The 12,649-nt window shown below is 67.6% G+C and carries 16 protein-coding genes; 8 read left to right on the top strand and 8 right to left on the bottom strand.

Features of this window, described 5'->3' with window-relative positions:
* The first annotated feature begins 95 nt into the window (after window positions 1-95).
* Both RCAP_RS02765 and grxD read left to right on the top strand, forming a co-directional pair.
* Window positions 96-335 carry a BolA/IbaG family iron-sulfur metabolism protein gene (locus RCAP_RS02765; RefSeq protein ID WP_013066292.1) on the top strand — a complete coding sequence of 80 codons (240 nt, stop codon included), beginning with the start codon at window positions 96-98 and terminating at the stop codon, window positions 333-335.
* Between the two features lie 34 nt (window positions 336-369).
* Complete coding sequence (gene grxD, locus RCAP_RS02760) at window positions 370-729, top strand: Grx4 family monothiol glutaredoxin (protein WP_013066291.1); 360 nt, start codon at window positions 370-372, stop codon at window positions 727-729.
* Window positions 730-791: 62 nt separating this feature from the next.
* Here the strand turns inward: grxD and RCAP_RS02755 are convergent, their stop codons facing one another.
* Window positions 792-1,133 (bottom strand): hypothetical protein, encoded by a 342-nt coding sequence (locus tag RCAP_RS02755; protein ID WP_131618276.1) that lies wholly within the window; start codon window positions 1,131-1,133, stop codon window positions 792-794.
* A 176-nt stretch (window positions 1,134-1,309) separates the two neighbouring features.
* Between RCAP_RS02755 and deoC the strand changes: the two genes are divergently transcribed.
* Window positions 1,310-2,263 carry a deoxyribose-phosphate aldolase gene (gene deoC, locus RCAP_RS02750; protein WP_013066289.1) on the top strand — a complete coding sequence of 318 codons (954 nt, stop codon included), beginning with the start codon at window positions 1,310-1,312 and terminating at the stop codon, window positions 2,261-2,263.
* Window positions 2,264-2,270: 7 nt separating this feature from the next.
* Window positions 2,271-4,610, top strand: coding sequence for an aldehyde dehydrogenase family protein (locus RCAP_RS02745; protein ID WP_013066288.1), 2,340 nt, complete (start codon window positions 2,271-2,273; stop codon window positions 4,608-4,610).
* Window positions 4,611-4,697: 87 nt separating this feature from the next.
* On the opposite strand, the gene RCAP_RS02740 is transcribed toward RCAP_RS02745, so the two are convergent.
* The 3 genes from RCAP_RS02740 to RCAP_RS02730 all read right to left on the bottom strand — a co-directional run bounded on the left by RCAP_RS02740 (window position 4,698) and on the right by RCAP_RS02730 (window position 6,240).
* Entirely contained in the window at window positions 4,698-5,345 is a 648-nt protein-coding gene (locus tag RCAP_RS02740; protein ID WP_013066287.1) for a DUF1523 family protein, read from the bottom strand.
* A 9-nt stretch (window positions 5,346-5,354) separates the two neighbouring features.
* Window positions 5,355-5,618: a hypothetical protein gene (locus RCAP_RS02735; protein ID WP_013066286.1), complete on the bottom strand. Its 264-nt coding sequence runs from the start codon at window positions 5,616-5,618 to the stop codon at window positions 5,355-5,357.
* 370 nt (window positions 5,619-5,988) lie between these two features.
* A complete protein-coding gene (locus RCAP_RS02730; RefSeq protein ID WP_013066285.1) occupies window positions 5,989-6,240 on the bottom strand; it encodes a DUF167 domain-containing protein in 252 nt (83 codons plus the stop codon).
* 93 nt (window positions 6,241-6,333) lie between these two features.
* Here RCAP_RS02730 and RCAP_RS02725 point away from each other — a divergent pair, with 93 nt between their 5' ends.
* Entirely contained in the window at window positions 6,334-6,939 is a 606-nt protein-coding gene (locus RCAP_RS02725; protein WP_013066284.1) for a nitroreductase family protein, read from the top strand.
* Window positions 6,936-7,625 (top strand): EI24 domain-containing protein, encoded by a 690-nt coding sequence (locus tag RCAP_RS02720; RefSeq protein WP_013066283.1) that lies wholly within the window; start codon window positions 6,936-6,938, stop codon window positions 7,623-7,625. The genes RCAP_RS02725 and RCAP_RS02720 overlap by 4 nt, the downstream gene beginning before the upstream one ends.
* 18 nt (window positions 7,626-7,643) lie before the next feature.
* Here the strand turns inward: RCAP_RS02720 and mce are convergent, their stop codons facing one another.
* On the bottom strand, window positions 7,644-8,048 hold the full coding sequence (gene mce, locus RCAP_RS02715; protein WP_013066282.1) for a methylmalonyl-CoA epimerase: 405 nt from the start codon (window positions 8,046-8,048) through the stop codon (window positions 7,644-7,646).
* Window positions 8,049-8,189: 141 nt separating this feature from the next.
* Between mce and RCAP_RS02710 the strand changes: the two genes are divergently transcribed.
* Window positions 8,190-8,900, top strand: a complete 711-nt coding sequence (locus RCAP_RS02710) for a response regulator (RefSeq protein ID WP_013066281.1) — start codon at window positions 8,190-8,192, stop codon at window positions 8,898-8,900.
* A gap of 87 nt (window positions 8,901-8,987) precedes the next feature.
* Here the strand turns inward: RCAP_RS02710 and RCAP_RS02705 are convergent, their stop codons facing one another.
* Window positions 8,988-9,698 carry a GNAT family N-acetyltransferase gene (locus RCAP_RS02705; protein WP_013066280.1) on the bottom strand — a complete coding sequence of 237 codons (711 nt, stop codon included), beginning with the start codon at window positions 9,696-9,698 and terminating at the stop codon, window positions 8,988-8,990.
* A 136-nt stretch (window positions 9,699-9,834) separates the two neighbouring features.
* Here RCAP_RS02705 and RCAP_RS20005 point away from each other — a divergent pair, with 136 nt between their 5' ends.
* Window positions 9,835-9,969, top strand: a complete 135-nt coding sequence (locus tag RCAP_RS20005) for a hypothetical protein (RefSeq protein ID WP_013066279.1) — start codon at window positions 9,835-9,837, stop codon at window positions 9,967-9,969.
* Between the two features lies 1 nt (window position 9,970).
* Here RCAP_RS20005 and RCAP_RS02700 read toward each other — a convergent pair whose 3' ends face one another.
* Window positions 9,971-11,191 carry a DUF1501 domain-containing protein gene (locus tag RCAP_RS02700; protein WP_013066278.1) on the bottom strand — a complete coding sequence of 407 codons (1,221 nt, stop codon included), beginning with the start codon at window positions 11,189-11,191 and terminating at the stop codon, window positions 9,971-9,973.
* Window positions 11,192-11,195: 4 nt separating this feature from the next.
* A complete protein-coding gene (locus RCAP_RS02695) occupies window positions 11,196-12,569 on the bottom strand; it encodes a DUF1800 domain-containing protein (RefSeq protein ID WP_013066277.1) in 1,374 nt (457 codons plus the stop codon).
* Window positions 12,570-12,649 lie beyond the last annotated feature (80 nt).

The following is a 12,649-nucleotide window of genomic DNA, read 5'->3' as shown; positions in this document are numbered from 1 at the left end:
CTGCCCGCTGCGTCACTTGGCACACGCAACCGGTGCTTGGCTCTTGTCGCCTCTGCCCCCGCGGCCTAGATTGATCCCAGAACAAGGAGTTGCCCATGCCGATGGAAGCCAGTGACATCGAAGCCCTGATCCGCGCCGGGTTTCCCGATGCAAAGATCACCATCACCGACCTTGCCGGGGACGGCAACCACTGGGGGGCCGAAGTGATCGATGCCTCGTTCAAGGGGCTGAACCGGGTGCAGCAGCAACGCGCCGTCTTCGCCACGCTGAAAGGCGCGATGGACGGGCCGAATGCGCCGCTGCACGCCCTTGCCCTGACCACCAAGGCCGAATGAGCCGCGGTTCACGTTTCGCAGAAAGGACCCTCCCATGACCGCACTCGACCAGATCAAGGCCGATATCGCCGGAAACGATGTCATCCTTTACATGAAGGGCACGAAGGAAATGCCGCAATGCGGGTTTTCCAGCCGCGTCGCGGGCGTGCTGAACTACCTGGGCGTGACCTACAAGGACGTCAACGTGCTGGCCGATGCCGAGGTGCGCCAGGGCATCAAGGATTATTCCGACTGGCCGACGATCCCGCAGCTTTACGTCAAGGGCGACTTCGTCGGCGGCTGCGACATCGTCACCGAAATGATGCTCTCGGGCGAACTCGACAAGCTCTTCGACGACAAGGGCATCGCCTATGACAAGGGCCGCGCCGACCAGATCCGCGCCGCCAACGCCTGAGGCTTCGCCCGAAGCGATCCCGAAAGCCCCGCCTCGGCGGGGCTTTTCCGTTTTCGGAACTTTCAGAGTCTTGCGAAGAACGGGTCGATGTCCCAATAGGCCAGCAGATGGTCGGCCCGGTCGCAGGCCATGCCCAGAAGCTGCATCGCATGCACATCCATGCTGACCAGCGCCGCCAGCCGATAGCCCTGCATCGCCGCCTCGCGCGCGGGGCTGCCTTCCGCGAAAGAGCTTTCGATCGCCGAGGCCGCCGAGACCAGCGTGAACCCCAGTTCCAGCGGCGGTTCCTCCGGCCAGCGATCGACCATGTCCCGCACCAGACCGCGCCAGGAGTCATCCGCCCGCAGCAGCCGCTCGATGGCAAACGCCACCCGTTCCTCGATTCGCAACGCCATCATCGTCATGATCACCTCAAATGCCGTCAGAATGCGCAAAACGGCTCTTGCCGCAACGATTTCCCGCCGGTTTGGCGAAGTTTCCGCACGTCAGAGTAAATCGGCGCCGAAATCTGCGCCTTTGCCGGTCATTGAAGCCCGGGGCGGCAGCCGCTAGCCTGCGGGAACGCAACCACGGGCCCGCCATGACCGATCCTCATCTTCGCAATCCCGGCTTCCCCCTCGACCGCAGCTGGTTCGAGGAGATCGCCGTCAACACCCCCGCCGCCGAGGCCCGCGCCGCGCAGCTGGTGGCCAGCCGGTCGCCGAAGAAGCAATGGCAGGCCGCCTGGCTGGTGAATGCGATCCGCTGCATGGATCTGACGACGCTGTCGGGCGACGATACCGAGGCGCGGGTGGCGCGGCTTTGCGCCAAGGCGCGGGCGCCGCTCGCCGATCACATCCTGGCCGGGCTGGGGCTGGAGGGGCTGACCACCGGCGCCGTCTGCGTCTATCCGACGATGGTGGCGGCGGCGGTCCGGGCCTTGCAAGGCACGGAAATTCCCGTGGCCTCGGTGGCGACGGGCTTTCCCGCCGGGCTGATGCCGCTGCCGCTGCGGCTGGCCGAGATCCGTTATGCCGTCGAACAGGGCGCGGCGGAAATCGACATCGTGATTTCGCGGGCGCTGGTGCTGCGGGCCGATTGGGCGCAACTCCATGACGAGATCGCCGCGATGCGCGAGGCCTGCGGCGCGGCGCATATGAAGGCGATCCTGGCGACGGGCGATCTGCAGACGCTGTCGAATGTCTACAAGGCCGCGATGGTGGCGATGCAGGCGGGGGCCGATTTCATCAAGACCTCGACCGGCAAGGAGGGGGTGAATGCCACCCTGCCGGTGTCGTTGGTGATGGCGCGCGCGCTGCGCGACTTTGGCGCGCGGACCGGGGTGAAGATCGGCTTCAAGCCCGCGGGCGGGATGAAGACCGCCAAGGACGCGCTGAATTGGCAGATCCTGATGAAGGAAGAGCTGGGCACCGATTGGCTCCGGCCCGATCTCTTCCGTCTGGGCGCCTCCTCGATGCTGGGCGATATCGAACGCCAGCTCGAAACCCATGTCACCGGCCGCTATGCCGCCAGCCACCGCCACGCGCTTGCCTGAGGGAAAGATGCCTTCCGTGAACGACATCCTGACGACGATGGATTATGGCCCCGCCCCCGAGGCCGCGGGCGAGGTGATGGGGTGGCTGCAGGCGCGCGGGCGCTTTGGCCATCTGATCGGCGGGGCGATGACCGCGCCCGGGCCGCAGCTTGCGGTGCATAACCCGGCCACCGACGAGCCCCTGGCCGAAGTCACCCGGGGGAGCGCGGCCGATGTGACCGCCGCCGTCGCCGCCGCAAGGGCCGCCGCCCCCGGCTGGACCGCGCTTTCGGGGCATGAGCGGGCGAAATGGCTTTATGCCCTTGCGCGCAACCTGCAGAAACGCGAAGCATTTCTTAGAATTCTGGAAGTTCTGGATACCGGAAAGCCGATCAGGGAATGCCGCGACATCGACCTGCCGCTGGCGATCCGCGAGGTCTACCACCACGCCGGCTGGGCCGAACTCTGCGCCGGGGAATTCCCCGGTCTGGAGCCGCTGGGCGTCGTCGGGGCGATCCTGCCGTCAGGCTGCCCGCTTCCGGGACTGCTCCGGACCCTCGCCCCGGCGCTGGCCGCGGGCAATACCGTGGTGGTGAAACCGGCCGAGGAAACGCCGCTGTCGGCCCTTGCCCTTGCCGAGATCTGCCTCGAGATCGGCCTGCCTGCGGGCGTTTTGAACATCGTCACCGGCGATGGCGCGACCGGCGCCGCCCTGGTCGCGGCCGAAGTCGACAAGATCGCCTTCACCGGCGCGACCGACATCGGCCGTGCGATCCGCAAGGCCACGGCGGGCTCGGGCAAGGCGCTGGGGCTGGAGCTGGGCGGCCAATCCCCCGTTCTCGTCTTTGCCGATGCCGATCTGGACGCGGCGGTCGAGGGCGTCGTGACCGCGGCCTGGACCGGTCAGGGCGAGAGCAGTGCGGGCGGGGCGCGGATCCTTGTCGCCGAAGCGGTGGCCGAGCGCTTCACCGCCCGGCTGACCGCCCGGATGGAGAAGCTGCGGCTGGGCGATCCGCTCGACAAGGGCACCGACATTGGCGCCCTCGTCTCGGCGGCGCAGCGCGACCGCGTCCTGGCGCTGCTGGCCCGCGGCGTCGCGGCCGGGGCACGGCTGCTGCAATCGTCCGCCCCCCTGCCCGCGCAGGGCAATTTCGTCGCCCCCGGGCTGTTGCTGGACGCGCAACCGACCAATCCCTGCGTGACCGAAGACGGCCTTGGCCCGATTGCGACACTGGCCAGCTTCCGCACGCCCGCCGAAGCGATCGCGCTGGCCAATGCCAGTCGGCAGGGACGTGCCGCCTCGGTCTGGTCGGAAAACATCACGCTGGCACAGGATGTTGCGGCGAAACTGGCGACCGGGACGGTCTGGATCAACAGCCACGGCACCGCCGATGCCGCCGCCCCCTCGGATGGCAAGCGCGAGAGCGGCCTTGGCCGCACCGGCGGGCGCGCGGCTCTGCGCGCCTTCCTGCGCCCCCCCGCGGCCGCGCCGCAGCCAGAGGCCCCCGCCCCGGATTTCAGCGCCGCCCCCTGCCCCGACCCCGCCCTGCCGCAGCCGATCGACCGCACGGCGAAGCTGTACATCGGCGGCGCGCAGAAACGTCCCGAGGGCGGGCACAGCTGGCGCGTCACCCATGCGGGCCGCGAGATCGGCCTTGCCCCCCTGGGCGGGCGCAAGGACATCCGCAACGCGGTCGAGGCCGCGCACAAGGCGTCGGGCTGGTCGAAGCTGACCGGCGCCGCCCGGGCGCAGGTGCTTTACTTCCTGGCCGAGAACCTGTCGCTTCGGGCGGCAGAGTTCGAGGCGCGTCTGGCCGAGAGCGGCGATGATCCCGCCGAAGTCGCGCAGACGATCCGGCTCGCCTTCCGCGCCGCCGCGCTGGCCGACAAGATCGCGGGCGCGGTGATCCAGACCAAGCCGCAGATGCTGACCCTGACCCGGCCCGAGCCCTGGGGCGTTCTGGGCATCGCCTGCGCCAACCGCCAACCGCTGCTCGGGCTGGCCGCGCTGGTGCTGCCCGCGATCGCGGCGGGCAACCGGGTGGTGGCGATCCCGGCGATGGCACAACCGCTTGTGGCGGCCGATTTCGCGCAGGTGCTCGATACCTCGGACGTGCGGGGCGGGGTGGTCAACCTGATCTCGGGCCCGCGCGAAGATCTGGCGCAGGTGCTGGCGGGCCACGACGACGTGGCCGCGCTTTGGTATGCGGGCACGCCCGAAGGCGCCGCGCGGGTGGAACGCGACAGCGCAGCCAACCTCAAGGCGACCTGGTGCCCGACGGCGCGCGACTGGGCGGCGCAGGATCTGCGGGAAACGCTCACGCAAGCCACGCAGACGAAAACCATCTGGGTGCCCTACGGCATCTGAACCCAAAAACCGCGCCCGGGACCCGGACGCGGTCTGCTTCATCTTGCGCGAAAGATCTCAAGGCCCTGCGGGCAGCGCCCGCCTTGATCACTTCTTCCCGGTCAGGTCGTCGAACATGCCGCGGGCCCTGTCGACGCCCGATTCGGCGCGGTCGGTCACATCCTCGATCGCATCGGCGACATCGCCCAGAACCGGATCGATCGCATTGCGGCGAAACTGGATCCACAGCGCCCGCACGGTCAGGATCGCCATCACCAGCAGCGTCAGGAAGACGATGTTGAACCACGGAACGATCGACACATCCGGCCCGTCCACGGGCTTGATCGAGACCGCATTCGGGAAGATCGAGAACAATTCGCTGCGCCAGCCGTAATAGGTCACGTCGACCCATTTCGGCGACTCGGCATTCGATTGCTGATTGGCCGCCTGCGTGGCCAGATTGGCGGTATCGAACTTGAAATAGGGCGGCCAGCCCCAGCCGGTGTCCTGGTTGCGATAGACCTTCGGTTTGCCTTCGGGCGTCACCGAAGAGATGAACTGCACGTCATAGCTCGTCTGCGTGCCGGATTTCACCTTCGGCCCCGACCAGAAGATGCTGGTCCAGCCGCTCAGATCCTGCCGTTCCTGATAGATGTTGACCACCCGCACGATCTCGTGCCGGGGCAGGGTATAGTGCAGCAAGCTGCCGCAGATCACCGCGATCAGCAGCCAGAAAGTCCATTTGACGTATCCCATGCTCACCTCTCAGTTGGCGAAAAAGACGAGTGCGCCCACGACCGCGAAAGGCAGCAGCATCACCAGACGCAACATGCGCTGCGGCAGGCTGCTTTCCCATGCGGCCATTCCGCTCTTTAGATAGGCGTCGAAATCCAACGCATCACCCGCGCCCTCGTTCCAGGCCGCCTCGAGGGCTTCACGTTTTCGCGACGCCATCGACAATCGCAACACCCAATACCCCGAAATCGCCATGACGGCGAGCAACACCAGCAATCTGCCAAATCCGACCATTTTTCGTCCCCGACCAGTCCGAACATGTGACAGGACCGCGGACAAGACACCACGTTCCCGAACAGCCCGACCCGTCCGGCATGCGCACTGCCTGCGCCCAAATGCGGACCGAGATCCGCTTCGACCCTTTGGTCAGGAAAACTCACAAATCCCTCAGCGACCAGATGCAGCGATGCCGCAGGGAGAAAATCCGCCTGAACGTTGCGCGATCCACACGACGGGAAAAGGGGGCGCTGCCCCCTCGGCTTTCGGCCTCACCCCCCGGATATTTGCACCAAGGTGATAGGCGCCCGTTATCTTGCCTCAAATATCCCGGGGGTGAATTTCGGCGCAGCCGAAAGAGGGGGCAGCGCCCCCTGCCCGGGCCGCCTCAATCGAGGCGGAACACCTTGTCACGCGCGGTTTCCCCCCGGATCAGGGTCAGCCGCGATTTCGCCACGCCGAGGCTTTTCGCCAGCAGTTTCACCACTGCCGCATTGGCCTTGCCGCCCTCGGGCACCACCGTCACATAGGCGCGCAGCCCATCCTCGGCCACGACGATCTCGTTGCGCGAGGCCTTGGGGGTCACGCGCAGCGCGATTTCGGCGCCCGGTTGCGCAAGATGGCTCAGATCCTCATTCATGCCCCCTTCTACCGCCCCCGCCCGGCCGGGCAAGTCCCGTCCTTGCAATCCGGAACGCGACCGCCGATATCTTTCTCAGACAGGAGATGCGCGATGGATATTCCCCCCGGCACCGTCAACCCCGCCCGGCGCGACGCCGCGGCCCTCACCTTCCTTGCCACCCGCCGCTCGCGGCCGCCGAAGCTGCTCGCCGCCCCGGCGCCCGACCGGGCCGCGCTGCGCGAGATCCTGACCATCGCCGCGCGGGTGCCCGATCACGGCAAGCTGGAGCCCTGGCGCTTTGTCGTTCTGGAAAAGCCCGCGCTGGAACGGCTGGCCGACGAAGCCGCGGTGTTCGCCGCCACCCATCTTCTGCCCGAGGAGGTGGCGGCCAAGGGCGTGTCGCAATTCGCGCAAAGCCCGCTCTGCGTCGCGCTGATCGCCGTGCCCCGGCCCACCGAAAAGGTGCCCGCGATCGAGCAGACCCTGTCGGTCGGCGCGGCGGGGATGCAGCTTCTCAATGCCGCGCTGGCGGCGGGCTGGGGGGCTTCCTGGCTGACCGGCTGGGTCGCGCATGATCTGCGCTTTGCCGCCCCGGCATTGGGTCTGGCCGAGGGCGAATGGGTCGCCGGGCTGATCCATATCGGCACCGAGACGGCGGTGCCGCCCGAACGTCCCCGCCCCGATCCCGACACTCTCATCACATGGGCAAGCGCATGATCTTTGACATCTTCCTGCGCGGCTGGGCCGATCTGGCCCGTCCCGGCGCGCTGAAAGTTCTTCTCAAGGGCATCGGCCTCGCCATCCTTCTGCTGCTCGTGGTCTGGTTCGGCCTTTTTGAACTGATCGGCTGGTTCGTCCCCGACACGATCACCCTGCCCTTCTTTGGCGAGATCGGCTGGATCGACCCGGCGCTGTCGATCGCCTCGGTGGGCGTGATGCTGATCGCCTCGGTCTTCCTGATGGTGCCGGTGGCCTCGATCTTCACCGGCTTCTTTCTGGACGAGGTCGCCGACCTGGTCGAGCGGCATCATTACCCCGGCCTGCCCCCCGTGCGCCGCCTGAGCCTGTCAGAGACGCTGGGCGACAGCCTGCGGTTTTTCGGCGTCGTGCTGGGGGCGAACCTTGTGGCGCTGATCGTCTATCTGTTCGTCGGGCCCCTGGCGCCCGTCGTTTTCTTCGCGCTGAACGGCTATCTGCTTGGGCGCGAATATTTCCAGATGGCGGCGGTGCGGCGCATGGGCCGGGCCGAGGCGAAGGCGCTTTATGCGGCCAACAAGGGCACGATCTGGGCCTCGGGCGCGCTGATGGCGCTGCCGCTGACGGTGCCGGTGCTGAACCTGGCCGTGCCGGTGGTGGGCGCTGCCGCCTTCACCCATCTGTTTCACCGGCTGGCGAGCCGCTGAGCCCGCCAGCCGAAAGGCTTACACCTGCTCGAGTTCGATCAGGCAGCCGTTGAAGTCCTTCGGATGCAGGAAGAGCACGGGCTTGCCATGCGCGCCGATCTTCGGCTCGCCGGTGCCCAGAACGCGGGCGCCCTCGGCCTTGAGCTTGTCGCGCGCGGCCAGGATATCCTCGACCTCGAAACACATGTGATGGATCCCGCCCGAGGGATTCTTGTCCAGAAAGCCCTGAATCGGGCTGTTTTCACCAAGAGGGTAAAGAAGCTCGATCTTGGTGTTGGGCAGTTCGATAAAGACCACGGTGACGCCGTGATCCGGCTCGTCCTGCGGCGGATTCACTTTTGCGCCAAGCGTGTTGGCATATTGCGCCGACGCCGCCGCAAGATCCGGCACGGCGATGGCGACATGGTTCAGACGTCCGATCATGATGGGCCTCCCTTTGCTTTTCTTCGCATAGGGGGGCGAAAACCGCGATGCAAGCCTGGCTTTCGCTGTTTGCGTTAACCCGACGTTAGGCAAATGCATCGTTAACTCATGGGACCGCAATTCCTCTGCCAGGGTGGCGCCATGACCGACGATCTGAACTCTTTCCTTGCCTGCCGACCCGCCACCGCGGAACGCCCGCTTCTGGGGCTGACCGTGCTTCTGGTCGAAGACAGCCGCTTCGCCTCGGAGGCGGTACGGCTTCTGTGCCTGCGTTCGGGGGCGCGGATCCGCCGGGCCGATTGCCTGCGCTCGGCGCATCGGCATCTGGCCACCTACCGGCCGAATGTGGTGGTGGTGGACATGGGCCTGCCCGATGGCTCCGGCGCCGATCTGATCCGCCATATCAAGGCCGCCGGTCCCGGCAGCCCGGCGGTGATCGGACTTTCCGGCGATCCCGGCATGATGGCCGAAGCGATGGCGGCGGGGGCGGATGCCTTCATGGAAAAACCGCTCGATTCGCTGGTGGCCTTTCAGGCGCGGGTGCTCTCGGTCCTGCCGCCCGACGTGCGCCCGGCCGGGGTGCGGCCGATGAATGACGACAAGGTCTCGCCCGATCCGCTCGCCCTGCGCGACGATCTGAACCATGTGGCCGAGGTTCTGGCCGCCGGTCCCGATGGCGCGGTGCTGGGCTATGTGGCGCAGTTCCTGGCCGGGGTGGCACGCTCGGCCCATGATGGCGATCTTGAATCGGCTGCCTCGGCGCTGGGGGGCAAGACCACCCCCAGCCCGGCCGCGATCTCGCATCTGACCGGGATCGTGCAGGCCCGTCTGGCGGCGGCTTCCGGGTTCTGAGGCCGGCGCCCCGGACGGATCGGGACAAGGGCGTATTTGGGCCAAGAAGAAACCGGCAGCTTTTTCCTGGCTCAAATACGCAAAGCCTTACTGCCCGGCCAACACCGGATCAGAAGCAACCCGCACCAGCCGCGTCAGGTCCGAAAGGCGCTCGATCTGATGCCCCTTGGCGTCGAAATTCGCCGGCGACAGCCAGGCCTCATAGGCCTCCTGCAGGCCCGGCCAATCCTTGTCGGTGGCGGCAAACCAGGCGGTGTCGCGGTTGCGCCCCTTGACGATCGCCGCCTGCCGGAACGTGCCCTCATAGCTCAGCCCCAGCCGTTCGGCGGCCCGGCGCGACGGGATGTTGAGCGCATCGCATTTCCATTCGAACCGCCGATAGCCCGCCCGGAAGGCCCAGGACATCATCAGGATCATCGCCTCGGTCGCCGCGGTCGAGCGCGACAGCCGCCGCGACAGGTTGATGTGCCCCAGCTCGATCACCCCCATCTCTGGCGTGATTCGCAGATAGGACATCACCCCCGAAGCCAGGCCCGTCTCTTTTTCCACCACCGCATAGAACAGGGGATCGCGCGAGGCCGCCATGTCGCCCACCCAGCGGATATAACCCGCCTCGGAGGGGAAGGGCCCATAGGGCAGGTAATCCCAGATCGCATCATCTTCGCTGTTGGCGCGAAACAGCGCATCGGCATGCCGCTCTTCCAGCCGCTCCAGGCGGCAGGCCCGGCCGTCGATCACCCCGGCATCGGGAAACTGCGGCGCCTTCCAGCCGGTCACCGCCTCACCAAATCGTTTCATCTTCACCCTCCCGTTTCGGATCAGGCTAACCGCCCGGGCGCGAGGGCGCAATTGTCGTGCAAAAGCGCGAATCTTTCCCGATTCCCGCCGCAATCGGGCGGGATCTTGGGGGGTGATCCCCTGCCAGAGGACCGCCATGAAAGCCAAAGCCCTGCGTTATCTGACCGACCAGCGCCTGATCGACGCGGCGCATTGGACCAGCTTCAGCCTGGGCGCGGCTAGTCTGGCCGTCGCCGTGGGCGGCACCGCCTGGACCGCCTTCTTCGCCTGACTCACGCCAGAAAGCGCGGATCGGTCCCCATCTCGAGCCCCGGAAAGATCGCGCCTTCCAGCGCCGCGCGCGGCGTGCCGAACAGCCCCGCCAGGGCCCAGGCGGCATAAGCGCGGCTGTCGGCCGTCGGCATCAGATCGCGCCCGGCGTAAAGATCGGCCTCGGCCAGACCCGGCCAGCGGCCATAGACCTTGCCGCCCTTCAGCGCACCGCCCGCCATCACCAGCGCGCCGCCGGTGCCGTGATCGGTCCCCCCGCTGCCGTTCTGCCGCGCCGTGCGGCCGAATTCGGTCATCGCCAGCACCAGCGTTTCCCCCCAGACCGGGCCAAGCTCGCTCTTCAGCGTCGTCAGCGCCGCCGCCAGCTGCTCGGCCGGGCGGCGCAACGCATTGACCTGACCGCGGTGGGTGTCCCAGCCGGTCAGCGAAAAGGCGGCGATCCGTGCCGCCCCGCGCAGCCGTTCCGCCGCAAAGGCCGCCAGAGGATCACGGCCGGGCACTTTCACCGCCTCGGGTTTTGCCGGGCGCCGCCGCGGCGCGGGGGCGGAATCGTCCCCGGCCATCTGCGCCTCGGGCGCGGTCATCCGCAGCGCATCTTCCGCGGCATCGCGAAACAGCGGGTCGTCGTGATAGATCGATTCGAGCAGCCGCCGCCCCTGCGACGACAGGCCCAGCCAGGCCTCGGGCGTCCAGGACATCGTCGGCGCCGCCCCGGACAGGATGCGCAATTCCTCCTCGCCGACCGAATAGGCGGTCTCGGCCGTGGCCCCGGGCAGGGTCTGCAACAGCCGGTTCAGCCAGCCGTCGCGGATCCGCGACACCGGCACATCCATGCCGGTCCCGGCTTCCAGCATGTCCTGGCCGTCGAAATGGCTGCGCTTGTCGCGATAGGGGGTGGAAACGGCCTGGGCGAAGCCCAGCTCGCCCGCCGCCCACATCGGCATCAGCTTCGGCACCAGCAGCGGATGCAGCCCGAAGAACCCGTCCAGATCCGCCGCCCCCGCCGCAGGACCGATGGCGAAACCGGGGCGCAGCTGCGCCAGCATCGGATCGCCATGGGGCTGCACGATATCCAACCCGTCCATGCCGCCGCGCAGGATGATCACCACCAGCCGCCGATCCCCGGGCACGGCGGCAAAGGTGACCGCGTTCATCAACGGATGCGCCGCCGCCGAACACCCGGCCAGGAGCGCGCCTTTCAACAAGAAACGCCGTGTCAGCATCGGTTCATCTCCTTGTGAATTCGACGGAAGCCAGCACCAGCGCCACCGCCTCGGCCCGGGTTTCCGCCCGCGGCACCGCCTGCGCCAGCGCGGGCGACAGCCGCGGCCCCAGCGCCGCTTCGGCAAAGGCCGTCGGATCCGCAAGCCGCAGCCCCAGCAGGGTCTGCACCCGCATCGCCCAGTTGATCCGCGCCGCCAGCTGCTGCGGAGAGATCCATTCGGCCTCCGCCTCGGGCCAGCCATCGGGACCGTCGGTGACCAGCCAGGATTGCCCCATCGCCCGCATCGGCGCGAGCGCCAGGGCGCGGATCATGCGCTCGTCCCAGGTCATCACCGCCGCCCCGTCCAGACCCAGCGCCCGCAAGCCGGTGGCGACATGATCAAAGGGCTGGCGGACCTTGGCGAATTGCGGCCGCAGTGCCGCCGGATGCGTCAACAGCACCCGATAGACCGGCATCAATTCCCCCCCGGCCGCCGCATAGGCCTCGGCCATCGCGTTCACCAGCGCCGGATCGGGATCGGGGGCGACGAAATGCACCGCCAGTTTCCACGCCAGATGCCGCGCCGTGTCGGGGTGCAGCGCCAGCGCATCCAGCACGGCGTGAATGTCTTCCAGCCGCGCCGGATCGCCGCCGTAGCTTTTCCCCAGAACCGTTTCGGCCCCCGGCTCGGCCAGATTCGGGGCAAAGGTGAAATCCTCGCCCGAATCCGCCTGCATCCCGGTGAACAGTTCGGCCAGCTGCCGCACATCGGCCTGGCTGTAACGCCCGCCCACGCCCAGGGTGTGCAGCTCCATCACCTCGCGGGCCAGGTTCTCGTTCAACCCCCGCCCGGGACGCTTTTGCGCCCGCCGCGAATTCGGACCGATCGAAAAGGTCTGATCCAGATAGATCAGCATCATCGGATGGGTTTCGGCCACCCGCAGCAAGGTCTTGAAATTGCCGGTGATATGGGGCCGCAGCGCCTCGCCGTGGGCGCAGGACAGGCCGACATCCTGCCGCCGCTTCGCCAGAACGGTGAAATGGTCGCGCCAGAACGCCCAGAGCCTTTCGCGAAAGCCGTCCGGCGCCTCGACCGCGCGGGCCAGCGACAGCTGCAGATTGTCGCGCAACAGCCCCGCCATGTGCCGTTTTTTCGCGGTCAGCGCCGCTTCGGCCGCCTTGGCCTCGGCCGGGCTGGCGTTTCCGGCAGCCTTGCGCGCCTCCTGAAAGGCCCGGCCTTCGGCCAGCGCCTGTTCGGTGGTCATCCCCGGCCAGCGCGCGGCCAGATCATCGGGGCCGGCCAGTGCCGCCAGCATCGTCCCGGCATCGGCGGGACCGGGCTTGCCCGGCGCGGGGCCGAAACCGAAGCGCACCTGCGCCAGTTGCGAAAACTCCATCCTGCCCTCCCGCCCAGCGACCGGCAGAAAGGATACGCGCAAACGAAAGGATGCTGTCGTCACCTTCGGCATCCTTTTGC

Source organism: Rhodobacter capsulatus SB 1003 (assembly GCF_000021865.1).
In the GTDB taxonomy this organism is placed as follows: Bacteria; Pseudomonadota; Alphaproteobacteria; order Rhodobacterales; family Rhodobacteraceae; genus Rhodobacter; species Rhodobacter capsulatus_B.
This window is presented reverse-complemented; position numbering and strand designations above follow the sequence as displayed.

Bases quoted from the DNA above. Each gene is read 5' to 3' on its own strand.
- RCAP_RS02745 (WP_013066288.1), top strand. From the start codon at position 2,271: ATGCCTTCCGTGAACGACATCCTGACGACGATGGATTATGGCCCCGCC.
- RCAP_RS02695 (WP_013066277.1), bottom strand. From the start codon at position 12,569: ATGGAGTTTTCGCAACTGGCGCAGGTGCGCTTCGGTTTCGGCCCCGCG.
- RCAP_RS02740 (WP_013066287.1), bottom strand. From the start codon at position 5,345: ATGGGATACGTCAAATGGACTTTCTGGCTGCTGATCGCGGTGATCTGC.
- RCAP_RS02710 (WP_013066281.1), top strand. From the start codon at position 8,190: ATGACCGACGATCTGAACTCTTTCCTTGCCTGCCGACCCGCCACCGCG.
- mce (WP_013066282.1), bottom strand. From the start codon at position 8,048: ATGATCGGACGTCTGAACCATGTCGCCATCGCCGTGCCGGATCTTGCG.
- RCAP_RS02765 (WP_013066292.1), top strand. From the start codon at position 96: ATGCCGATGGAAGCCAGTGACATCGAAGCCCTGATCCGCGCCGGGTTT.
- RCAP_RS02725 (WP_013066284.1), top strand. From the start codon at position 6,334: ATGGATATTCCCCCCGGCACCGTCAACCCCGCCCGGCGCGACGCCGCG.
- deoC (WP_013066289.1), top strand. From the start codon at position 1,310: ATGACCGATCCTCATCTTCGCAATCCCGGCTTCCCCCTCGACCGCAGC.
- RCAP_RS02720 (WP_013066283.1), top strand. From the start codon at position 6,936: ATGATCTTTGACATCTTCCTGCGCGGCTGGGCCGATCTGGCCCGTCCC.
- RCAP_RS02705 (WP_013066280.1), bottom strand. From the start codon at position 9,698: ATGAAACGATTTGGTGAGGCGGTGACCGGCTGGAAGGCGCCGCAGTTT.
- grxD (WP_013066291.1), top strand. From the start codon at position 370: ATGACCGCACTCGACCAGATCAAGGCCGATATCGCCGGAAACGATGTC.
- RCAP_RS02735 (WP_013066286.1), bottom strand. From the start codon at position 5,618: ATGGTCGGATTTGGCAGATTGCTGGTGTTGCTCGCCGTCATGGCGATT.
- RCAP_RS02755 (WP_131618276.1), bottom strand. From the start codon at position 1,133: ATGACGATGATGGCGTTGCGAATCGAGGAACGGGTGGCGTTTGCCATC.
- RCAP_RS02700 (WP_013066278.1), bottom strand. From the start codon at position 11,191: ATGCTGACACGGCGTTTCTTGTTGAAAGGCGCGCTCCTGGCCGGGTGT.
- RCAP_RS20005 (WP_013066279.1), top strand. From the start codon at position 9,835: ATGAAAGCCAAAGCCCTGCGTTATCTGACCGACCAGCGCCTGATCGAC.
- RCAP_RS02730 (WP_013066285.1), bottom strand. From the start codon at position 6,240: ATGAATGAGGATCTGAGCCATCTTGCGCAACCGGGCGCCGAAATCGCG.